Genomic DNA, 22,210 nt, shown 5'->3' with positions numbered 1-22,210 from the left:
GGCCGGCCTCGTGCGGCGTGTTTTGCAGGACGAAACCCGCAGTCACTGCCCCATCAGTACCCGGGCGAACAACGCCGCATCCACATTCCCGCCCGTGAGCGGCAGGCCCACGCACTGGCCGCGCAGAGCTTCCCGCTGCTGCAGCGCGGCAGCCAGTGCCGCCGCGCCCGCGCCCTCGGCCACGTTGTGGGTGTCCGTGAACAGCGCGCGCATGGCGGCGGCCACTGCGTCATCGTTGACCTGCACCACCCGGTCCAGTTCAGGCAGCAGCACGGCCAATGCGTCCGGGTCGGCCATGCGCACCGCCAGGCCGTCGGCGATCTGCGTGCTGACGGGCGACGCCACCACATGGCCCGCGGCGAATGAGTCGGCATAGGTGGTGGCGTGGCAGCTCACCACGCCCACCAGGCGCACTCCATGTCCCAATGCCCGCTTGGCCGCCACGGCAGCGCAGGCGCCGGAACCCAGGCCGATGGGCACATAGGCCACATCCATGTGCGGCACGGCGCGCAGGAATTCCCACCAGTAGGTAGCCACGCCGCGCACCAGGTCGGGGTGGTAGCTGGGCACCATGTGGGCGCCGCGTTCGGCGGCCAGTTGCAGAGCGTGCTCGCGGGCGGCCTGGAAGTCGTCGCCGTGTTCCACCAGGTTCACGCCCAGTGCGCGCATGGCCGTGTTCTTCTCCACCGAATTGCCGTGCGGCACGACGATGGTGCAGGCCACGCCATGGCGTCGCGCGGCCCAGCCGATGCTCTGGCCGTGGTTGCCGCGCGTGGCGCTGATGACCTCGTGCGGCAGCTCACCCCGCTGCGCCAGCTGGTCGAAGTACGTCAGGCCGCCGCGGATCTTGAACGCGCCCACCGGGTTGTGGTTCTCGTGCTTGAGCCAGCACTCCGTGCCGAGGCGCTCGCCCAGCAGGCCCCAGCGGTACTGCGGCGTGGGCTGGAGCTCCTGGTAGACGGTGCGTGCCGCGGCTTCGATGTCGGCCAGCGTGGGCAGCGGTGCTGCGGCGCGCGTCACAGCCGCACCTCGCCGCGCACGCAGGTGACGGAGTGGCCGCCCACCCAGATTTGCGGGCCGTCCTGCTGCACATGCACGCGCCCGGCGCGGCCCAGCGCCGTACCCTGGCTGGCCACATAGCGGCTGGGCGCCAGGCCCGCGCCGATGAGCCATTGCGCCAGCGCCGCGTTCAGGCTGCCGGTGACGGGGTCTTCCGCCAGACCGTTGTTGCCCGGGAAGAAGGCGCGCACCTCGAACGCAATGCCCTCGGCATCGCTGGCACCCACCACGCCGACCTTGCCGCGCGGCCCCACCACGCCCACGTCCAGCCCGGCCAGTACCGCGCCGTCGGGCCTGAGCCCGAGTACCTGCTCGGCCGAGCGCAGCATCACGCCGCGCCAGTTGGGGCCGTTGTCGCACCAGGCATGCGCCACGATGTCGTCCCGTGCCACGCCCAGGCCGCGTGCGATGAGCTGCACGTCGTCTTCGGCCAGCGGGCCGCTCTTGACGAGCGGCGGCGCGGCAAAGGCAAGCTGCTCGCCGTCGCGCCGCAGTGTGACCAGCCCCACGCCGCATTCCTGCACGATGCGCCCCGTGGCGCGCGGCTGGCCGCCGGCCTGCAGCCAGGCGTGGCAGGTGCCCAGCGTGGGGTGGCCGGCAAAGGGCAGCTCGCGCCCAGGGCAGAAGATGCGCACGCGGTAGTCCGCGCCGGCCGCATGCCCTTCAGGCGTGGGCGGCAGCACGAAGGTGGCCTCGGACAGGTTGGTCCAGTTGGTGAACCGCTGCATCTCCTCGGTGGACAGGCCCTCGCCGTCCAGCACCACGGCCAGCGGGTTGCCGAGGTAGGGCGTGGCGGTGAAGACATCGACTTGCTGGAACGGGCGCAGGCGCATGGAACGGCTCCGGTGGTGGTGATAGAGGATGGGGCGGGCATGCGGCGGCGGCACCTGCGCGTGCGCAGGGCGGCAGGCACCATCCCGCGCGGGAAGGTCAGGGTTTGAAGGGCGTCAGGCCGCTTCGCGGATGGCGGCGGCCAGCGCGGCAATCGCGGTGCGGATCTGGCCCTGCGAGGCCGTCACGAAGGACAGGCGCAGCGTGCGGTCGTCCGGCTGGTCGGCGTAGAAGGCCGCGCCGGGCACGAAGGCCACGTTGCGCTCCACCGCGCGCGGCAGCAGTTGCAGCGCGCTCATGCCTTCGGGCAGGCGCAGCCACAGGAACATGCCGCCGTCGGGGCGGTTCCAGGTCACGCCCAGGCCCTGCATCTCCTGCTCCAGCGCGGCCACCATGGCCTGGCACTGCTCCTTGTAGAGCTGGCGGATGGTGGGCACGTGGCGGTCCAGGAAGCCGTTCTTGATGACCTCGGACACCAGGCGCTGGTTGAAGCTGGGCGTGTGCAGGTCGGCCGCCTGCTTGGCCTGCAGCAGCTTGGGGTACATCTGGCGCGGCGCGACGACGTAGCCCAGGCGCAGGCCGGGGGCCAGCACCTTGGAGAACGAACCCATGTAGATGCAGCCCTCGGGGTTGCGCGCCGTCAGGGGTTGGGGGGGCGCCTGGTCGAACCACAGGTCGCCATAGGGGTTGTCTTCCACCAGCGGCAGGTTCAGCGCGGCGGCCTGGGCCACCAGGGCCTCGCGGCGGGCTTCGCTCATGGTGCGGCCCGTGGGGTTCTGGAAGTTGGGCAGCACGTACAGGAAGCGCGCCTTGTCCGCGCCGCTGCCGGCCTTGGCCGCCAGGTCGTCGATCAGCACGCCCTCGCTGTCGCTGGCCACCGACACCACCTGGGGTTCCATGGGCGCGAAGGCCTGCAGCGCGCCCAGGTAGGTGGGCGTTTCCACCAGCACGCGGCTGCCCGCGTCGATGAGCACCTTGCCGATCAGGTCCAGCGCCTGCTGCGATCCGGTGGTGATCAGCACTTGGTCGGGGTGCACGTCCCAGGGCAGGAATGCGGCAATGGCCTCGCGCAGCGGGGTATAGCCCTCACTGGCCGCGTACTGCAGCGCCGATGCGCCGTCGGTGGCCAGCACGGACGCGGCCGCGGCGGCGAAGGACTCGATCGGGAAGGTCTTGGGCGAGGGCAGCCCGCCGGCCAGGCTGATGATGCCGGGCTTCTCGGTCACCTTCAGGATTTCCCGGATCACCGAGGGGTTCATCTTTTCGGCGCGTGCGGCCAGGGTCCAGTTCGTCATTCGTTTATCTCCAATGGCGCGCTGCTGCGCGCCGTCTATCCACTCAGAAATGCCGTTGTGCGGCGGTGTGCGGCCCTGCGGGTGGGGCAGCGCGCGCAGCATACGGCAACGGCGCACCGCCCGAGGGGCGCGGCGCCGGGTCCAGGGTTTTCACGGGGCGGCGGTTCACCGGCGCACCGGCATGCGCCGCCCCAGGGCCACGGTGGCCAGCACCGCCAGGCCAAACGCCACGCTCACCGCGTCCAGCGACTCGCCCAGCAGCGGCACGGCAAACAGCATGCTCATGAACGGCTGGGCCAGTTGCACCTGGCTCACCCGCACCGTGCCGCCCAGGGCCAGGCCGCGGTACCAGGCGAAGAAGCCCAGCCACATCGAAAACACCGCCACGTAGGCAAAGCCAGCCCAGGCCGCGGCAGGCACCGCCGCCTGCGGCCATGCCAGCCAGGCCAGCGGCAGCGATACGGGCAGCGACAGCACCAGGGCCCAGCAGATCACCGCATCGGCGCGCATGTGCTGCGCCAGCCGCCCGCCCCAGGCGTAGCCCACGGCGGCGCAGGCCACGGCGGCCATCAGCAGCAGATCGGCTGGATGCAGCGACAGGCCCTGCCGGCCCGAGCGCAGCACCGCGAACACCACCACCAGCGCCGAGCCCAGCAGCGCGCAGGCCCAGAACGCGGCAGACGGTCGCTGGCGGTGCAGCAGCGCGCCCACGGTGGCGGTCGCCAGCGGCAGCAGGCCGATGATCACGGCCGCGTGCACGGCGCCCACGTAGCGCATGGCGATGGAGGTGAGCAGCGGAAAGCCGAACACCACGCCCAGCGCCGTCACGGCCAGCGGCCACCAGTCGCCGCGCTGCGGCAATGGGGCGCGCTGCCACAGCAGCAGCGCGGCCGACAGCAGCCCGGCCACCGCCGCGCGGCCCATGGCCAGGAACAGGCCGGACATCAGCGGTGCCTCGGGCGTGCCGACGGCCAGGCGCGTCATGGGCAGTGTGAGCGCGAAGATCGCCACGCCCAGCAAGCCCAGCAGCAGGCCGCGTGTCTCGGCGGACAACGGCTCGCCCGGTGGAGCCACGGCTGGGGCCGACGGAGGGCGCGTGCTCATGCCGCCACCATCCACAGCGCCGTGGCCAGCAGCACCACCGCCATGGCGCGGTTGAACCACAGCAGGCGCTGCCCGTGGGCCAGCCAGTGGCGCAGCAGCGCACCCGTGGCGGCGTAGGTGAAGTTGCTGGTCAGTGCGAAGAAGGCCATCGCCGGCAGCACCACGGCCATGCGCTGCAGGCTGTCGTCGCGCCCGATGACCCAGCCGGCCACGATGGTCAGCGCCAGCAGCCAGGCCTTGATGTTCACGAACTGCAGCGCCACGCCCTGCCAGAAGCCCACCGACAGGCGTGCCGCATCGGCCTCGGACAGACGGCCCGTGTTCGACAGCTTGAACGCGAGCCACAGCAGGTAGCCGATGCCCAGGGCCTTGATGGCCCAGCGCAGCGCCGGCACCGCCACCACCACCGCGCCCAGCCCGGCAGCGCACAGCACCAGCAGCAGGCTCCAGCCCACGGGCACCGCCACCACGAAGCGCATGGCGGCGGGCAGGCCGCGGTTGGCGGCCAGCGCGGTGGACAGGGTGGTGTTGGGCCCGGGGGTAAAGCTCATGGCGGTGGCCAGCACCAGCAGGGCGGTGAATTCAACCAGGGGCATGGGTGGGGTCCATCGTTGGGAATGAAGTTATGCGATGCACTGTAGGGGCAAAGTCCATTACAGTACCAATACAGTCAAACCCCACAATTTCATGCACTGTATCGGCAATTGCATTGGCACAGTGCCGGCTCAGGAAACGCCTCCATGCTGACCCGCACCCCCGACCGCACCCTGACCGAACAGCTCGCCGAGCGCTTTGCCGAGCGCATCCGCGCGCGGCTGCTGCCCGCAGGTGCCCGCCTGCCTTCGGTGCGCGAATGCGCGCGCCAGCAGGGCGTGAGCCCCTACACCGTGGTGGCAGCCTACGACAAGCTGCTGGCCCAGGGGCTGGTGGAGGCTCGGCGCCAGCGTGGCTTCTTCGTGCGCGATTTTGTGCAAAAACAGGCTCCGATGCCCGAGGGGCAAGCGCTGACAGCTCCTACAAAAGGAGCAAAAAATGTGTCGCCGCTGACCGGTGTCGGCATGCGCCTGTCGGGCTCGCACATCAACGCGACGGCGCTGATCCGCGGCATGTTCCACCAGGCGTCGAGCAAGCCCCAGCCCGGTGCGGGCGTGCTGCCCATCGGCTGGCTGGACGAGGCGCGCTTCATGGGCGCCGCGGTGCGCAAGATCACCGGCAGCAGCGCGCTGCGCGACGGCTCGCTGAGCTACGGCGAGCCCATGGGCGAGCCCGCGCTGCGCGAGGCGCTGGCGCGGCGCATGGCCGACATCAACATCCACGCCCAGCCCGATCAGATCATGACCACCGTGGGCGCCACGCAGGCGCTGGACATCGTGAGCCGCACGCTGCTCAAGGCGGGCGACCCGGTGATGGTGGAGGAGCCCGGCTGGTCGGTGGAGTTCGCGCGCCTGGACGCGCTGGGCATGCGCGTGCTGCCCGTGCCGCGCGGCCCCGAGGGGCCGGACCTCGCCGTCATGGCGCGCTACTGCGAGCTGCATGCGCCCAAGCTCTTCGTGAGCGTGAGCGTGCTGCACAACCCCACGGGCTACAGCCTGTCGCCGGGCAGCGCGCACCAGGTGCTGCAGCTGGCGCAGCAGCACAACTTCCACGTGGTCGAGGACGACACCTATGGCCACATCGCCGCCGACCACGCCACGCGCCTCACGGCGCTGGACGGGCTGCGCCGCACCATCTACGTGAGCGGCTTCGCCAAGATCCTGGCGCCCAACTGGCGCGTGGGCTACCTGGCCGCGCCGCCCGACCTGGTGGAGCGGCTGCTGGACACCAAGCTGCTGTCCACGCTGACCACGCCCTCGCTGCTGGAAAAGGCCCTCGCGCTGTGCATCGAGCAGGGCCAGCTGCGCCGCCATGCCGACCGCATGCGGCTGCGCCTGGCGCAGGCCCGCGCGCGCAGCGTGCAACTGGCGCTGGAGGCGGGCTGCAGCTTTGCCGCCGAGCCCGCGGGCATGTTTGGCTGGGTGGAAACCGGCGTGGACACCGACATGCTGGCCCAGCGCATGCTGGACGAGGGCTACCTCATCGCGCCGGGCGCGCTGTTCCACGCCACGCGCCGCCCCTGCACGCTGATGCGCATCAACTTCTGCACCACGCAGGACCCGGCGTTCTGGCGCACGTGGAAGAGAGTGGTCCAATCGGGCTGAAGCGCTTGATGGGCAAGCGCAAGCAGCTCTCTTTTGCGTAGCGTTGGCGTCAACGCCGCGGCGGCGTGAGCCCCAAGGCGGTGTTCACCTTGTCCAGGTTGTCCACGTGTGCCTGCAGCATCTCCTGCAGCCCGGCGCGGATGCCCGCATCGTCCACCAGCGGCAGCAGTTCGCGCAGCTTCTTGGCCACCCAGCCCTGGCCGCGGTTGAGGAAGGCCAGGCGCTCGCGCAGATCGGGCACGGCCATGGCCTTGTCGTAAAAGTCGCCCGTGCGGCTGCCGGGCGTGCCCTCCAGCGTGCGGATGGCGCGCATCAGCATGCCGCACCACTTCACTTCGTCGCGGTGGATGGCGTCGATCAGCGCGCGCAGCGCTTCGTCCTCGGTTTCGGTGCGGCTGCGCAGCGCCACGCGCGCGCCGGCGCGCTCGGCTTCCAGCAGCTCGTCCAGCCGCGCGATGAGTGGGGCGTGGCGCTCGCGCTCCGCATCCCCCGCGTAGCACACGGGGGACGCCACGGCCACGGGCGTGTCGTTCAGCAGCCGCAGGTGTGCGGCGGCCTCGGCGGCGATGCGGCGCAGCCGCTCGCCCGCGGGTTCGATGGCCGTGATGCGCCCCACACCCTGGCCGGCGTACAGCGCCATGGCCTCGAAGTCGCCGGTCATGGAGCGCAGCGGCGAGTCGGTGCTGAACAGGTAGATGGGCCGGCCTTCCTCGTCGCCGATCACCGTGCGTGGGATGTCGCTTGTGGCGGCGAACGGGTCGCCGCGCTCGCGCCGCGTGACGCTGTTGGCCAGCACACGCACCGCGGCGTGGGGCGGCCAGTTGATGTGGAAGTCCTCGGTCAGCACGGTGTCGCCGGCCTGCGCGGCCACCAGCCGCTGCTTGTGCGCGTCGTGGGCGAAGGACTCGTGCGTGGCCATCAAGGCGGTCCCCAGCACCGCGGCCTGCGCGCCCTGGGCCAGTACACGCGCCACGCCCTGCCCATCGGCCAGGCCGCCCGCGGCGGCCACGGGGACGCTGGCCATCGCCAGTACCTCGGACAACAGCTCGGCCAGCGGCTGGCGTCCGCGCACATGGCCGCCGGCCTCCACGCCCTGCGCGATGAGCGCCTGCGCGCCGGCCTCCTGCGCCTGCAGCGCCTCGGCGGCGGAGCCGATCTGGTGCACCACGGTGATGCCCGCTGCGCGCAGCCGCGCGATCACGCCGTCATCCACGTCCCAGAACAGGCTGACCACGGGCACCTGCAGCGCGATCAGCAGGTCCACCTGCGCGCGCAGCAGGGGCGCGGGCGTGGCCGCGGGGATCAGGTTCACGCCGAAGGGCAAGGCCGTGCGCCGGCGCACCTGCGCCACCTCGCGCTCGATCAGCGCCAGCGGCTCGCGCACCATGCCCAGGAAGCCGAACCCGCCGGCCTCGGTCACCGCAGCCACCAGTTCGCTGCGCGACACGCCGCCCATGCCCGCGAGCACCAGCGGCAGGCGGCAGCCCAGCAGGCGGCACAGGGGGGTGGCGGGCGGGGCGTCGTGCATGGAGTTCTCCTGTGGGCTGGCGGCTATGGAAGAGCCGGCCATCATGCGTCCTGCGCCACGCACGGCGCAAAGGCCATGCCGGCGCCATGGATGGCGTGTGCTATGAAAAAACTAGCTGCTTGCGCTTGCCAGGAAAGGGTTGCGCGGTGTTTTTGCTCAAAACGCCGAGGTGCCGCGCCGTCACGCGCCGGAGAACACCCCCAGCCCCGCGAGCATGACCAGCAGGATCAGCACCGGCGTGACCCAGCGCAGCAGCAGGCTCACGACGCGGGCCAGCCCCTGGTTGCCCAACTGCCCGTGGTTGGAGAGTTGCGCCGCGAATGCGCGCTCGCCCCAGGCCCAGCCGACGAAGAGCGCGATGGCGATGCCCCCCGCGGGCAGCAGCAGGTTGGACGAGAGGTAGTCCGCCCAGTCGAACAGGGTGCGCCCGCCCGGCTGGAAAGCGGCCAGCGTGCTCTGGCTTAGGGCGCAGCCCGCGCCCAGCAGCCCCAGGATCAGCAGCGTGAGCAGCGTGGCCCGGGGCCGGCTCAGGCCCCAGCGCTCGTGCAGGATGACGACCGGCACCTCCATCAGGGAGAGCATGGCGCCGGTCGCGGCGATGGCGGTGAGGAGGAAGAACGCCGCCAGCAGCACCGAGCCACCCGGCATCTGCGCGAACACCGCGGGGATCGTGATGAACACCAGGGACGGCCCCGCCGACGGCTGGAAGCCGAAGCTGAACACCGCGGGGAAGATCGCCATGCCCGCCAGCAGCGACACCGACAGGTCGGCCAGCATCACGCGCGTGGCGGTGGCCGGGATGTTCTGCTCGGCGGTGAAGTAGCTGCCGTAGGTCATCATCGTGCCCATGCCGATGGACAGCTTGAAGAACGCCAGGCCCATGGCGGTCAGCACCACCGCGGGCGTGATCTTGTGCCACTCGGGCGCGAACAGGAACGACAGCGCCTGGCTGGCGCCGGGCAGCGTCAGGCTGTAGCCGCCCAGCAGCACCAGCAGCAGGAACAGCAGCGGCATCAGCCGTTTGGTGGCCGCCTCGATGCCGCGGGTGACGCCCAGCAGCAGGATGCCGCCGATGAAGGCCAGCACCACCCACTGCCACAGCAGCGCCTGCACCGGGTCCCGCACCAGGGCGTCGAAGCTGGCCTGCGTCTGCACCGGGTCGCTGGACAGCAGGTTGCCCGACAGGGCCTTGGCCACGTAGGCAAACACCCAGGCGACGACCTCGGAATAGAACGCCATGATCAGGAACGCCGCCGCCATGCCTGCCACGCCGATCAGCCACCACGGCGCGCCGCGGGGCTGCAACTGGCGCAGCGCAGAGATGGGATTGGCGCGCGCCTGGCGGCCGATGGCGATCTCGGCCACCATGAGCGGCAGGCCGATGAACAGCGTCGAGAGCAGGTAGATCAGCAGAAAGCCCGCGCCGCCGTTGGCCCCGGTGAGCGAGGGGAACTTCCAGATGTTGCCCAGCCCGACGGCGGAACCCAGCGTGGCGGCGAGCACGCCCAGGCTGGAGGAGAAGGCGCCGCGGCTGGTGGCTGCGTGGGCGCGGGAGGCGTCGGTGCTTGAAGGGCCGGATTTGCTCATGATTTGATAGTGGTCTGCGCGCCTGGATTGTGCGCTACGGCCCAAAAACACCACGGGCCGTGAGTCGCCATCAGTGCGCGTGCGGGCGCTCCACCACCAGCTCGGACAGCACGCGCAGCAGCGCGCGGTTGACGTATTCCAGCTCCAGCTCATGCGTCTCGCACAGCTGCCGGATGGTGCCCGCGTCGTCGCTCTCCAGCGCGCAGGCCATCTCCAGGCTGGGGGCGTAGGGGCCGGTGCGCAGCACGGCCGCGTCGTACACCCGCTCGGACAGCGGTACGCGGCGCAGGATGGTGCCCAGAGGCTCGCGCAGCACCTCGTCCAGCTGCGAGAACAGGCCGCTCAGGTACACCTCGCGGCGCAGGTCTTTGCCCACGCCAGCGTCCAGCAGGTGCTCGGTCAGGCGCGCGCGCAGCACCATGCTGGCGCGGATGGGGCGCAGATCGGGTTCGGTGGCAGCGTGCGGCAACTGGTCGGCCAGCCAGCGCCCCAGCGAGCCGTAGCCCATCATCACCAGACCGCGGCGCAGCGAATCCACGCCGGTGGACAGGCCGAGCGCAGCGGAGTTGGTGTAGACCATGAAGCGGTAGGCCAGCAGCGGATCCTCGCCCAGGATCTGCTCGAAGCGGTCGATGGACTGCTCGTCGTCGATGGCCTTCATGAGCTTGAGCACCACCTCGTGCGCGGGCTGGGGCTGGCGATGGCGCAGGCTGTAGAGCACGTCCTCCACGGGCCAGCCGGCCACGGCCAGCGCGCCGCCCTCGTCCAGGCAGTGCGTGAGCAGCGCGCGGCTGGCCACGTTGTCATACACCTGCCCGGCGATCAGCGGACTGCGCTGGCCGGCGGCACGGGGGCTGGCATCGCTGCGCCCCGCAGCGGCGGCCTGCAGGGCCTGCACGGCATCGCTGCTGGACAGGTGCAGCAGGCTGTTGTCGAACAGCCGCGCGGTGTCGGCGTCGGGCAGGTGGTCCAGCTCGCCGCGCCACACCAGGCGCAGGCCGCGGGCGTGGGCCTGGCGCGCGCGCTCGCGGATCGCGGGCACGTCCAGCCAGGCCTGGGGCACTTCGATCCAGGGCGCGCCGCGAGGGGCATGCTCCAGCAGGTCCACCAGCAGCTGCTGCGAGCGAGCGGACAGCAGCAGCGGCGGCGAGCTGGAGGTCCACAGTTCCTGGATGGTGCGCAGCAGGTGCGGCGCATCCACCAGGGTGGCGCCCTCGCTGTGAACGTACAGCTGGATGCCGGCCAGCCGGCGCGCGGCATTCCAGAGGGGCCGGTAGCCCAGCACCAGGCTGCCAAGAACGGATTGGACCATGGGGTAGAAGTGTGGTCAGAGCGGGATGCCGGCCATTGTCACGCCAGTCGCGCGGGCGCGCACGTGGCGAAACCCTGCGTGCGCGGCGTCAGCTGATGAAATTGAAGAGCGACAGGCGCTGCACCTGCGCGTAGGACTTGAGCGCGGCCTCGTAGCCCACGCTGGCGTTCTGGAAGTCCGAGATACCCTGCACCATGTCGAGGTCCTCCGCGCGCGAGCGGTCGGCTTCGAGCTGGATCGAGCGCTTGTCCTGGTCGCCGGTGATGCGGTCGGCGCGGTTGAGCAGCTCGCCCGCATAGCCGCGCATGTTGTGCAGGCGTTCCATGCCGGCGTCGATGTTGGCCAGGGCCTGGCCGACGGCCTGGGACGCGGCCACGCTGTCGGTGGCGTCGGTGATCCCGCGGATCGCGCTGTCGATGGTGCCCATCAGGCTGGAGCTGGGCTGCAGGGCAACGCTGTCGCCCGCCGCGGGCGTGCCCGTCAGGCTGAACGACATGACCGTGTCCGGGCCCTCGTTGATGGTGATGGGAATGGGCTGGCCGGTCTTGACGGGCGCGGTGGTCACGTTCGAGGTGGTCACCGTGCCGTCCTTGGCGGTCTTGGTCAACGTGTAGTCGACGACGGTGGTGCCCGCTACCGGGTCCACCGTGACGGTGTTCACGGCCAGCGCATACTGCGCCCCGTCCAGTGCCTCGCGGTTGGAGGTCGTGATGGCGCTCGTTACCAGGGAACTGCCCGCGCCGCGCGTGACGGTGGCGGTGTACACGCCGTCGCGCACCGGGTCGAACATCAGCGCGGCATGCCCGTCCACGGTGGTGGGGATCGCCGCGCCACTGCTGGCTGCCTGCCCCGGCAGTCCGGCGAACAGGTAGTCGGGGTTGCTCAGCAGCGGGCCGGTGAAGGGCTCCAGCGCACTGCCCAGCGCGCCCAGCAGGGGAACGCCGTTGGTGTCCTTGCGGTTGATCACCTGCGTGAGCTGCTCGCGCAGGCTCTGGATCTGGTTGGCGTAGGTCTTGCGGTCCTCGGGCTTAAGCGCGCCGCCGCCAGCGGCCACGACCAGCTGGCGAATCTCCTGCACCAGGCCCACGGCGTCGCCCAGGGTGGATTCTGCCTGCGCGATGGCGTTGCGCTGCACGTCCAGCGCGCGCTGCTCGGTCTGGATGCGGCTGATGCGCGTGAGCGCGCGCTCGGCCTGGGCGGCGGCCACGGGGTCGTCGCTGGGACGCACCACGCGCTTGCCCGCGGTGAGGTTCTCCTGCAGGTCCACCAGGGTTTTCTGCCGTGCGCTGAGGTTGCGCAGCGTGGCGTCGTACATGTTGGCGGTGCTGACGCGATAGAAAGAGCTGCTCATGGCGATTCCTTTCAGCGGCCCATGGTCTGGATCAGGTTGTCGAAAATGTTCTGCGCGATCTGCAGCATCTTGGCGGAGGCCTGGTAGGCCTGCTGGTACTGGATGAGCCGCGCGGCCTCCTCGTCCAGGTTCACGCCGGAGACGGCCGTGCGGCTGGCTTCCAGGTTGCTGGCGATGGAGCCCGAAAGCTTGGCCGCGTACTGCGCGCTTTGCGTGCGCGTGCCCACCTGGGCCATGAGGCCCGCATAGCCGTCGGCCAGCGAGGACTCGTCGAACATTTTCACGTCGCGCAGCGCCATGAGGGCGCTGGCGTTGCCCGCGTTGCGGGTGTAGATGTCGCCGTACTGCGGGTCCAGGGCATTGCCCACGTTGACCGTGTCGCCATCCTTGGGCGTGCCCTGCAGGGTGATGGACCAGCCATTGATCTGGATGGGGACGCCCGGTGTGAACGTCTGGCCCGTGGCAACCGCCGTGGGGGGCGTGGTTCCCCGGTTGTACACGTCGTATGTCGCGGGCGGGCCGGCGGTGAAGGCCAGCTGGATGCCACCGGGAAAGGTGGGCGGCGTGGCTGTGTCGCCGTTGGGCGGCAGCACCAGGCCCGGGGGATTGGGCTGGCCCGTGGCCTTGAGTTCCGCCAGTTGCAGCGTCCCCGCGTTGGAGGTTCCCATGGCCGCATTGATGGGGTTGGCGGCGGCCAGGTCGCGCGGGGAATACACCAGCGACTGGATGTTGGCCGCCGCGCTGGCGAAGGGCTTGAACAGCACGCGTTCGTTCACGGCGCCCGCGGTGGTGAACTTGAAGGTCAGTCCGTCCACCATCGTGCCCGCCGGGTCGGTCAGGTCGGCGACGGCCGTGGTCTTGCCGTCGGACAGGCGAATGATCTGGCCTGCGGGGGCCGGGCCCGTGAAGCGCACTTCGTAGTCCGACGCGGCGAACTCGGTGGGCGAGAACTGCGTGCTGTCGCTCAGGTCGATGCTGCCCACCGCGGTGCCGCTGGTGTGGCCTACGACCGATGCGGGTGTGGAGAACAGCGGCTTGCCGGGCTGGCCCTCCAGCGTCAGGCCCAGCGTCTGCTGGTGGTTCAAGGTGGTGCCGATGGCCAGCGCCATGCGCCCCAGCAGGTTGCGGCCCTCGGCCAGGTCCTGGTTGGCAAAGCGCAGAAGGCCGGCCACTTCGCCGCCGCCCAGCATGCCCTCGTTCAACTCCACGGGCGCGCCGCCCGCGGGCTTGAAGAACAGCTGCGTGAGCTGGCTCCCCGGGAACTGCTGGGATTCCGCCACCAGCACCTCGCTGGCCTTGTCGCCCAGCACCAGCGCCTGGCTGCCGCCGATGAACACGCCCACCGTGCCATCGTCGGCCGGGATCTGCGTGGTCTGGATGAACTGGTTGAGTTCGCGAATCAGCTGGTCGCGCTTGTCCAGCAGGTCGTTGGGGCTCTGGCCGTTGCCCTTGACGCGGGCGATCTGCTCGTTCACGTCGGCGATGCTCTTGGCCAGCGAATTGATGCGCGTGGCGTCGTTCTGCAACTGTTCATTGACCGAATAGGCGATCTCGTGCAGCTGCTCCGCACTGCTGCGCATGCGCGCGGCCATCTCGTTCATGCGCGTGAGCGTGACGGTGCGCGCCGTGATGTCGGTCGGCGAGGACACCACGTCGGCCAGCGAGTTCAGCATGTCGGTGATGGCGGCGCCCAGGCCGCTGGTGCCCCCCTGGAATACGTCCTGCAGCTGCCCCAGGCGCTCGGCGCGCACCGTGTCGCCCGCCTGTACCGCCTGGGCGGCCGCGGCCTGGCGCGTCAGCAGCTCGCTGTGGTTGCGCAGGATGGTGGCCACCTGCACGCCGTTGCCGATGTAGCCTGAGCCGGTGAACTGGCCCTGCACGGTCTCCATCGCCACGTTCTGGCGCGAATATCCGGCCGTGCTGACGTTGGCGATGTTGTGCCCGGTGGTCTGCAAGGCGACCTGGTTGGCGAGGAGGGCGCGGGCGCCGACGTTCAGAAGACTCATGGTTCAGTGCGTTGGTTCTTATGGATTCAGGCCTGCGTGCCGGATGCCTGGGCCAGCACGGGCGCGCTGGGGGTGCGCGCCACGCCCAGCGTGCTCTGGATGGCGCGGCTGAGCTTGGCGGCGTATTGCGGATCGGTGGCGTAGCCGGCCTTCTGCAGCTCCGTGGCGTAGGCGACGGCGGAATGGGTCTTCTCGCGCGCCTTCTCGTAGCGCGGGTTGTCGTTGATCAGGCGTGCGTAGTCGCGGAACGACTCCTCGAACGAGTCGTAGGCGCGGAACTTGGCGACCACCTTGCGCGGCGCGCCGTTGATGTATTCGGTGGTGGTCACCTCGGCCACCTTGCCGGTCCAGCCCTTGCCGGCCTTGATGCCGAACAGGTTGAAGGAGTTGCTGCCGTCCTTGTGGCGGATCTCGCCCTTGCCCCAGCCCGTCTCGTGCCCGGCCTGGCCCAGCATGAAGCTGGCGGGAATGCCGCTGCTGCGCGCCACGCGCTCGGCCGCGGCGCGGTGGTGCTGCACGAAGTCGTCACGGCCCTTGGGCGACGCGGCACGCGGATTGTCGGCAGGCGCGGCCTTGCGCAGCGCGACGTCCATGCTCAGCGTGGAGCCCGGCACCAGCGTGGTCTGGCCGTCGCCGCCCAACTGGCGCGAGAGCTGGCGCTGGATGGCCTCGGCCAGCCCACCGGGCTGACCCGCCATCTGCACCGACAGCTGCTGGTCGAACAGGTCGCTGGCCAGGTTGCCCTCGGCGCCCTCCAGCAGGCCGGACTTCATGGTGGCCTCGCGCATGCTCTTGATGAGCTCGCGCATGAACAGGGATTCGAGCTGCTTGGCCGCCTCCAGCGTGGCGTCCTTGGTGGCCTGGGCGTCGCCCTGGCTGGCTTGCGCCTTGAGGCTGTTGAGTGCGCGGCCGTCCACGGCCAGTGCCTGGCGTACGGACGTTGCGCCTGCATTGGGGAGCGAAAGGCTCATGTCCGCCTCCCGTCGCGCCGCACGCGGCATGGGCCTTGAATGGAAGCGGCGTCGCCGCGGGGAAGGGCACGCAGGAGCGGCATCAGATCACCTCCAGCTCGGCGTTGAGAGCGCCTGCGGCCTTGATGGCCTGCAGGATGGCCAGCAGGTCCTGCGGTGTGGCGCCCAGCGTGTTGAGCGCGCGCACCACGTCGGCCAGCTGCGGCGAGGCGGGCACCTGCATCACCTTGCCGCCGTCCTGCTGGATGGCGATGTCGCTCTTTTGCGCCACCACGGTCACGCCGCGCGACAGCGGGCTGGGCTGGCTGATGACTGGCGTCGTGCTGATGGTGATGGACAGGTTGCCGTGCGCGATGGCGCAGGGGCCCAGCGTCACCGCCTGGTTGAGCACGATGGAGCCGGTGCGCGCGTTGATGACCACCTTGGCCGCGGGCGTGGAGTCGGGCAGTTGCAGCTCCTCCAGCTCGGCGATGAAATTCACCCGCGCGCCGGGGTCCTGCGGCGCGCGCACCTGCACGGTGCGCCCGTCCAGCGCCACGGCGGTGTCCGGGCCCGAGCGTGCGTTGATGGCCAGCGCCACCTTGCGCGCGGCCTGGAAGTCCGAGGCATTCAGGCCCAGGGTGATGGTGTCGCTGTCGTGCAGCGGCGTGGGCACGGCGCGCTCGACCTGGGCGCCGTCGGGGATGCGTCCGGCGCTCAGGTGGTTGATCTGCACCTTGCTGCCGCCGGCCGATGCGCCCGCCCCGCCCACCACCACGTTGCCCTGCGCCAGGGCGTAGATCTCGCCGTCCGCGCCGCGCAGCGGCGTGGCGATCAGCGTGCCGCCCTTGAGCGACTTGGCGTTGCCGATGGAGGACACCGCCACGTCGATCATCTGCCCCGGCTGGGCGAAGGCGGGCAGTTGCGCCGTGATCACCACCGTGGCCACGTTCTTGAGCTGCGGCGCCGTGGTGCCCGGCGGCAGGCTGATGCCCGCCTGCTGCAGGTAGTTGGACATGGCCTGCGCGGTGAACGGCATCTGCGTGGACTGGTCGCCCGTGCCGTCCAGGCCCACCACCAGGCCGTAGCCGGACAACTGGTTGCTGCGCACGCCCTGCACGGCCGCGATTTCCTTCAGGCGCACGGCCTGCGCGGGCGCGGCCAGGCCCAGGGCGGTGGCCAGGGCCACCAGGCAATGGACGATGCGGGAGTTGGGCAAGGCTTTCATGCCCCCGATTGTGGGCAGCCGGGCCTTCGAGCAATGCGCGGAAAAGCGGGGGCTTTTGGGGCGTTTATCGGCGCTGGGGCGGCGGGTGCGGCGTGGCTTGCCGGTGGCGCAGCGCTGATAGCAAAATTGGCCTCCAGCGCTTTACCATCAAGCGCTAGTAGCTATAAAAATAACAGTTTACTTGCGCGTGCGCGCGGCCCTGGTGGGCGCTGCGGCATGGCGGATGCAGTAGTAGTAGCCGTTGGGCACGCTGGCCAGGTGGTTGGGCCGCGCGCGGCCCGCGCCGTCGTGCGCAAGCGCCGTGTCGTACAGGCCCGCCTGCACGTGGTACACGCCAGCCGGCTGCAGGGCCACGCCGCCGCCGTAGAAGCCCGCGGCCTCGGCGGTTTCCAGTTCTGCCGCCGTGGGCAGGGCGGCGTTCTGCGACTGGCAGTAGCGCAAGGCCGCGTCGCGCGACACCAGCCGGTCTGCATGGCCCGGCGCGGCCGTGAGCCACTGCGCGCTGCCCAGCGGGTTCTGGTGGGCCGTGAAGCGCGTGCCCTGGAAGTAGTCGAACAGGTCGCGCGCCAGCGCCTCGGCCAATAGCGGCGCGGGCGCCGTGGCGGTGAAGCTCTGCGACGCACCGCTGCGCAGCTTGACCAGCGTGGCCGTGGCCTGCACCAGCGCGCCGTCCAGCCGCGTGTAGGTGATGTAGGCGGCCAGTGTGATGCGGCCCACGCGGCTGGGAAGGTCGTCCCGTGCGGAGGGGCGCTGCAGCTGCTCGGGGGTGATGTTGGCGAAGTCGAAGCGCAGTTTGGGGTTGCGCGTGTTGATGCGCCGTGCTTGTCGGTCCAGCTCGGCGATCAGCTGTACGTTGAGGCTGCGCCCCAGCTCGGCCAGGGCCGCGCGCTCGTGGTGGGCCTGCAGGCCGTCCACCGCTTGCAGCGCGGCGGCCACCTTGGCGGGGTCGGCCTTGTCGGCATGCAGGTCGGCAATGATCTGGCGGTCCTGGCCGTAGTCGCCGAGGTCGGAGGCGCGGATCACCGGGATGTTGGGCCACACGGTGAAGGGCTGGTCCACCGGGTCGCGGAAGTCCTGTGCGCCCGCCGGAGCGCAGGCCAGTGCCGCCACCAGCGCGGCCGCGCGCAGGGCACCTGCCCACAAGCGTTGCAGCGTCATTTAGAACGGGCTGATGGTGTTGAACGCGCGCGCCAGCCAGCCCATGGCCTGGGCCTCGGCCTGCTCGCCCAGGCCGCGCGAGATCACGCGCACATTGGCCACGTAGCGCGAGTCGATCACGCTGCCCGGATGGCCCGGCTGGCCGCGGCGCAGGTGGCGGGGATCGACGATGCCCGAGAAGCGCAGCACATCCACGCTGCGGTTCACGCCCACCTGCTTCTCGCCGGTGATGACCAGGTGGCCGTTGGGCAGCACTTCGGTGACGAGGGTGGTGATGTTGCTCTTGAACTCGTTCTTGCTGGCGGTGTTGCCGCTGCCGTTGAAGGTGTTCTCGTAGCCCGCGCCCAGGCCCGATCGCGCGGCCAGCTTGCCCACCGTGGAGGGGGCCAGCAGCGGCAGCGCCGTGATGCTGCCCTTGGTGTCGCCGTTGCGGTTGACGTTGGACTTGGTGTCCTGCTTGGCGTCGATGCTCTCCAGGATCTCGATGGTGACCATGTCGCCCACCAGGCGCGCGCGTTGATCCTCGAAAGCAGGCCGGTAGCTGGCGGCATGGAACAGGCTTCCCGAGGCCGGGCCGGCGGGGCGCGGCAGGGCGGCGATCGGGGGCGGCGTGGTGGGCAGCACGTCCACCGGCGGGGGCGGGTTGATGCTGGCGCAGCCGGCGGCCAGCGCGGCAGCGGTGGCCGCTGCCAGAAGGCGCAGGAGGGAGGTGGTCATGGCAGGGTTCCTTGTCGTGCGGCTCACAGCTGCGACAGCTTGGCCAGCATCTGGTCGGACGTCTGGATAGCCTTGGAATTCATCTCGTAGGCGCGCTGGGTCTGGATCATGGTGACCAGTTCCTCCACCACGTTGACGTTGGAGTTCTCCAGGAAGCCCTGCTTGATGATGCCCAGGCCGTTGGTGCCCGGCTCGGCCTGCTGCGGCGCGCCGGAGGCGGCGGACTCGCGGTACAGGTTCTGGCCCACAGGCTCCAGGCCTGCGGAGTTGATGAAGCTGGACATGCCCAGCTGGCCGATCTGCTGGGGGTTGGGGTTGCCCGCCACGGTCACGCTTACCATGCCGCGCTCGCTGATGCTGATGCTCTTGGCGTCCGCCGGCACGGTGATGCCGGGCGCCACGGGCAGACCGCTGGAGGTGACCACGCGGCCCTGCGAGTCGAGCTTGAACGCGCCGTCGCGCGTGTAGCCGGTGGTGCCGTCGGGCAGCTGGACCTCAAAGAAGCCGTTGCCGTCGATGGCCACGTCCAGGCTGTTGCCCGACTGCTGCAGGCTGCCCTGCGTGAAGTTGCGGCTGGTGGCGACCACGTTCACGCCCAGGCCCAGGTGCAGGCCCGTGGGCAACTGGTTCTCCTCGGTGGTCTGGCTGCCGACCTGGCGCAGGTTTTGGTAGATCAGGTCCTCGAACACCGCGTTGTTGCGCTTGAAGCCCGTGGTGGACACGTTGGCGAGGTTGTGCGAGATCACATCCAGCTGGGTCTGCTGGGCGGTCATGCCGGTCTTGGCGATCCACAGCGAATTCATCATGGCGGTAGTCCTTCAGGGTTAGCCGTTGAGGCTCAGCAGCTGGCCTGCGCTCTTGTCGTCGCTCTCGGCGGTCTGCAGCAGGCGCATTTGTTGTTCGAACTGGCGGGCGGCGGCGATCATGCCGACCATGCATTCCACCGGGTTCACGTTGGAGCCCTCCAGCACGCCCGAGCGCAGGCGCGCGTTGGGGTCGGCGGGCAGCGGGTCGCCGCCGGCCGTGCGGAACAGCCCGTCGTCGCCGCGCTTGAGCGGGTTGTCCGCCGCGGGCGTGGCCAGTTTCAGGCGGGCCACGGGCTGGGGTACTTCGCCCGCCAGGCGGGCGGTGATGGTGCCGTCGGCGCCCAGCGTCACTTCGGCATTAGGGGGCACGTCGATGGGTGCGCCGCCGTCCGAGAGCACGGCCATGCCGGTGCTGGTGACCAGCTGTCCGGCGGCAGTGACCTGAAAGGACCCGGCGCGCGTGTAGGTTTCCACGCCGTCCAGCCCCTGCACGGCGAACCAGGCATTGCCCACGGCCATGGCGTCCAGCGGACGGCCTGTGGTCTGCGCGGGGCCGGGGGTGTCCACATGGCCCGAGGTGGCCTCCAGCGCGAACACGCGCGTGGTGGAGCCGCCGCCTTGCAGCGGCACCGAGCGGAAGTTGGACATCTCGGCGCGAAAGCCGGTGGTGGAGGCGTTGGCCAGGTTGTTGGCCAGCACCGCCTGCCGGTGCGCGGCGGCATTCGCGCCGGTCATGGAGGTGTAGATGATGCGGTCCATGGCGTGGCCTCGGCGTCAGTGGGTTATCAGCGCAGGTTGACGAGGGTGGACATCACCTGGTCCTGCGTCTTGATGGTCTGGGCGTTGGCCTGGTAGGCGCGCTGGGCGGTCATCATGTTGACCAGCTCGGCCGTCAGGTCCACGTTGGAGTCTTCCAGGGCGCCGGCGCGCAGCGCGCCGAAGTTGCCATCCGTGGGCGCACCCAGCACGGGCTGGCCCGATTCGTAGGTCTCCACCCAGTTGTTGCCGCCCACGGCCGCCAGGCCCTGCGTGTTGCGAAAGCTCGCCAGCGCGATCTGGCCCTCGGCACGCGTCACGCCGTTGGAGTAGCGGGTCATGATCATGCCGTTGTTCTCGACATTGATGCCCGTGAGCTCGCCCGAGGTGTAGCCGTCCTGCGAGAGCTCGGAGACGGCGAACTTGGTGCCGAACTGGGTGACATTGTTCAAGTCCAGCGTGACAGGGTAGGAGCCTGGCGCGGGGTTGCTGCCCGGCGCCGTGGGGCTGTTGGGGTTGGCCGGGCTGGGGTTGACCATGAGCGCCAGCTCGAACGACTGCTTGGCGGCCGCGGGCGCATCGGTCAGGTCGGCCACCCCGAAGGTGCCGCCCGCGGGCGACGTGCCGCCCGCGTAGTCCACCAGGTTGTCCTTCAGGCGGGCGGAGGCCACGAGGCTGTTGGTGGGCGCGTCCGAATAGGTGAAGTCCCAGGCGTCTTCGGGGTTGGTGAAGCTCAGCGTGGTCTCGCGGATGGCATACACGCCCTGGTCGTCCGGGCCGTAGAAACGGTAGGTGAAGGACGTGGGGAAATCGTCCTTTTCCGTCAACGCCGGGTCCGCATTGGCGACCGAGGTGGCCACGGGTTCCAGCGTGGCGGCGACGGCACCGTTCTTGTCGGCGATCAGGCGGCCGGTGATGGCGGGGACCGTCGGCGGCGTGGTGGTCAGGTCGTCCAGCTGGTTGTAGATGTCCCAGGTGTTCGCGCCGTTCTTCTCGAAGTAGAAGGACAGCGGCGTGGCCACGCCCTGGCTGTCGTACACGTTGAGCGAGGTGCCGTAGGTCGTGCGCGGCGTAGCCGCCACGGGCGGGGTGGCGCCCGGGTCGCCCTTGGCGTTGGGCGTGCGGGCATCCAGGTTGAAGGCCGTCTTGATGGCCGTGGTCTGCCGGGCCGGGATGGGCGCCGTGGTGGGGAAGGTCAGCGGCACGGCCGTGCTGGAGGTGCGCAGGCCGGTCACGGGGTCGATGGGGTAGCCCATGACCTGGGCGCCGTCATTGGTGACCACGTTGCCCACGTTGTCCAGCTTGAAGTTGCCGGCGCGCGTGTAGGCACGCGAGCCATCCGGCATCTGCAGCGTGAAAAAGCCGTTGCCGTTGATGGCCACGTCCAGGCTGTTGCCCGTGACGGTGAGGTTGCCCTGGTTGAACTGCTGCGCAATGGCCGACACCTCCACGCCGATGCCGGAGTTGGTGCCGCTGGACGCGCCGATGGCCGAGGCGATCATGGCCGCGAATTCGGTGCGCGAGGCCTTGAAGCCCGTGGTGTTGGCGTTGGCGATGTTGTGGCCGATCACATCGAGGTTCTTGGCCGACGCGTTCAGGCCCGAGAGGCCTTGCTGGAAACCCATGGTGTTCTCCTGGAGGAAAGCGCGGCTCTCAGAGCACGCTGTGAATGCGGAAGTAGTTGACGATGTCGCCGTTGTCCAGCGTGAGCGTCAGCGCACCGGCGTTGGAGCCCGTGGCGACCACCTGCGCCTCGGACAGCCCTGTCGCGGTGACCGCGGTCTCGCCCGACGTGGCCCGCACGCGGAACCGCAGGTCGGCGGCGTTGCCGCTGTAGCCGGCGGCGTCCCACTCGAAAGAGCGGCGGCCCTTGTCCTGTGCGCCGAGGTCCACGGTGTCCACCACCACGCCGCCGGGCGTGACGATGTCCACCTGCACGTCGGTGGCGGTGTTGTCCAGGTTGAAGTAGCCCTTGCCCTTGCCGTCGCTGACGCTCAGGCGGTCGCCCTCGGTCAGCACCGAGCGGCCGATGAGCGAGATGCCCTGGATCTGCTGCATGGTCGAGAACTCCTCGGCCATGGTTTGCATGGTGAGGTTGAGCGTCTGTATGCCGGTGACGGTGTTGATCTGCGCCATCTGCGTGGTCATCTGCGCGTTGTCCAGGGGGTTCATCGGGTCCTGGTTGTTCAACTGCGCGACCAGCAGCTTGAGGAAGCGGTCTTGCATGGCCGCGGGGTCGTTGGTCGCGTTGGCCGAAGCGCCGGTGTTGGTCGTGGCGGTGGTGCCGATGGGGTTGAGGATCATGGCGTGCTTTCGGGGGCGGT

At 70.1% G+C, this 22,210-nt stretch carries 19 protein-coding genes; 1 reads left to right on the top strand and 18 read right to left on the bottom strand.

Annotation, left to right across the window (positions count from 1 at the left end):
- Positions 1-42 precede the first annotated feature (42 nt).
- The 5 genes from AC1PPL_RS11845 to AC1PPL_RS11825 form a co-directional block, all read right to left on the bottom strand.
- Complete coding sequence (locus tag AC1PPL_RS11845; RefSeq protein ID WP_479973322.1) at positions 43-1,020, bottom strand: threonine dehydratase; 978 nt, start codon at positions 1,018-1,020, stop codon at positions 43-45.
- Positions 1,017-1,892, bottom strand: coding sequence for a PhzF family phenazine biosynthesis protein (locus AC1PPL_RS11840; RefSeq protein WP_015914380.1), 876 nt, complete (start codon positions 1,890-1,892; stop codon positions 1,017-1,019). Before AC1PPL_RS11840 ends, AC1PPL_RS11845 begins: the two co-directional genes overlap by 4 nt.
- A 114-nt stretch (positions 1,893-2,006) precedes the next feature.
- Entirely contained in the window at positions 2,007-3,185 is a 1,179-nt protein-coding gene (locus AC1PPL_RS11835) for an aminotransferase-like domain-containing protein (RefSeq protein ID WP_172208743.1), read from the bottom strand.
- A gap of 165 nt (positions 3,186-3,350) precedes the next feature.
- Positions 3,351-4,289, bottom strand: a complete 939-nt coding sequence (locus tag AC1PPL_RS11830; protein ID WP_088888260.1) for a DMT family transporter — start codon at positions 4,287-4,289, stop codon at positions 3,351-3,353.
- Positions 4,286-4,885, bottom strand: coding sequence for a LysE family translocator (locus AC1PPL_RS11825; RefSeq protein ID WP_011806930.1), 600 nt, complete (start codon positions 4,883-4,885; stop codon positions 4,286-4,288). Before AC1PPL_RS11825 ends, AC1PPL_RS11830 begins: the two co-directional genes overlap by 4 nt.
- Before the next feature lie 144 nt (positions 4,886-5,029).
- On the opposite strand from AC1PPL_RS11825, the gene AC1PPL_RS11820 reads away from it, so the two are divergent.
- Positions 5,030-6,487, top strand: coding sequence for an aminotransferase-like domain-containing protein (locus AC1PPL_RS11820; protein ID WP_015914376.1), 1,458 nt, complete (start codon positions 5,030-5,032; stop codon positions 6,485-6,487).
- Between the two features lie 49 nt (positions 6,488-6,536).
- Here AC1PPL_RS11820 and AC1PPL_RS11815 read toward each other — a convergent pair whose 3' ends face one another.
- The 13 genes from AC1PPL_RS11815 to AC1PPL_RS11755 all read right to left on the bottom strand — a co-directional run bounded on the left by AC1PPL_RS11815 (position 6,537) and on the right by AC1PPL_RS11755 (position 22,190).
- Positions 6,537-8,015, bottom strand: coding sequence for a nitronate monooxygenase (locus tag AC1PPL_RS11815; RefSeq protein ID WP_479973321.1), 1,479 nt, complete (start codon positions 8,013-8,015; stop codon positions 6,537-6,539).
- 180 nt (positions 8,016-8,195) lie between these two features.
- Positions 8,196-9,602 carry a sodium-dependent transporter gene (locus AC1PPL_RS11810; RefSeq protein WP_479973320.1) on the bottom strand — a complete coding sequence of 469 codons (1,407 nt, stop codon included), beginning with the start codon at positions 9,600-9,602 and terminating at the stop codon, positions 8,196-8,198.
- Between the two features lie 70 nt (positions 9,603-9,672).
- Positions 9,673-10,914, bottom strand: a complete 1,242-nt coding sequence (locus tag AC1PPL_RS11805; RefSeq protein ID WP_479973319.1) for an HDOD domain-containing protein — start codon at positions 10,912-10,914, stop codon at positions 9,673-9,675.
- 88 nt (positions 10,915-11,002) lie between these two features.
- A complete protein-coding gene (flgL, locus tag AC1PPL_RS11800; RefSeq protein ID WP_123676777.1) occupies positions 11,003-12,265 on the bottom strand; it encodes a flagellar hook-associated protein FlgL in 1,263 nt (420 codons plus the stop codon).
- An 11-nt stretch (positions 12,266-12,276) separates the two neighbouring features.
- On the bottom strand, positions 12,277-14,271 hold the full coding sequence (flgK, locus tag AC1PPL_RS11795) for a flagellar hook-associated protein FlgK (protein WP_479973318.1): 1,995 nt from the start codon (positions 14,269-14,271) through the stop codon (positions 12,277-12,279).
- Positions 14,272-14,297: 26 nt separating this feature from the next.
- The gene (flgJ, locus tag AC1PPL_RS11790; protein ID WP_015914370.1) at positions 14,298-15,242 is read right to left on the bottom strand and encodes a flagellar assembly peptidoglycan hydrolase FlgJ; all 945 of its coding nucleotides are present in this window, start codon (positions 15,240-15,242) and stop codon (positions 14,298-14,300) included.
- Between the two features lie 82 nt (positions 15,243-15,324).
- Positions 15,325-16,449 carry a flagellar basal body P-ring protein FlgI gene (locus tag AC1PPL_RS11785; protein ID WP_123676775.1) on the bottom strand — a complete coding sequence of 375 codons (1,125 nt, stop codon included), beginning with the start codon at positions 16,447-16,449 and terminating at the stop codon, positions 15,325-15,327.
- A gap of 177 nt (positions 16,450-16,626) precedes the next feature.
- Positions 16,627-17,607: a hypothetical protein gene (locus AC1PPL_RS11780; RefSeq protein WP_479973317.1), complete on the bottom strand. Its 981-nt coding sequence runs from the start codon at positions 17,605-17,607 to the stop codon at positions 16,627-16,629.
- Complete coding sequence (locus AC1PPL_RS11775) at positions 17,608-18,324, bottom strand: flagellar basal body L-ring protein FlgH (RefSeq protein ID WP_015914367.1); 717 nt, start codon at positions 18,322-18,324, stop codon at positions 17,608-17,610.
- 23 nt (positions 18,325-18,347) lie between these two features.
- Positions 18,348-19,130, bottom strand: a complete 783-nt coding sequence (gene flgG, locus AC1PPL_RS11770) for a flagellar basal-body rod protein FlgG (RefSeq protein ID WP_011806919.1) — start codon at positions 19,128-19,130, stop codon at positions 18,348-18,350.
- Between the two features lie 18 nt (positions 19,131-19,148).
- A complete protein-coding gene (locus tag AC1PPL_RS11765; RefSeq protein ID WP_011806918.1) occupies positions 19,149-19,889 on the bottom strand; it encodes a flagellar basal body rod protein FlgF in 741 nt (246 codons plus the stop codon).
- 26 nt (positions 19,890-19,915) lie between these two features.
- Positions 19,916-21,511 (bottom strand): flagellar hook protein FlgE, encoded by a 1,596-nt coding sequence (locus AC1PPL_RS11760; RefSeq protein WP_479973316.1) that lies wholly within the window; start codon positions 21,509-21,511, stop codon positions 19,916-19,918.
- 28 nt (positions 21,512-21,539) lie between these two features.
- Entirely contained in the window at positions 21,540-22,190 is a 651-nt protein-coding gene (locus AC1PPL_RS11755; RefSeq protein ID WP_015914365.1) for a flagellar hook assembly protein FlgD, read from the bottom strand.
- Between the last annotated feature and the right edge of the window lie 20 nt (positions 22,191-22,210).

The sequence above is a fragment of the Diaphorobacter sp. B2A2W2 genome (assembly GCF_056730635.1).
Note: the sequence above shows the minus strand (reverse complement) of the source record. Positions and strands in the feature narration are given on the sequence as shown.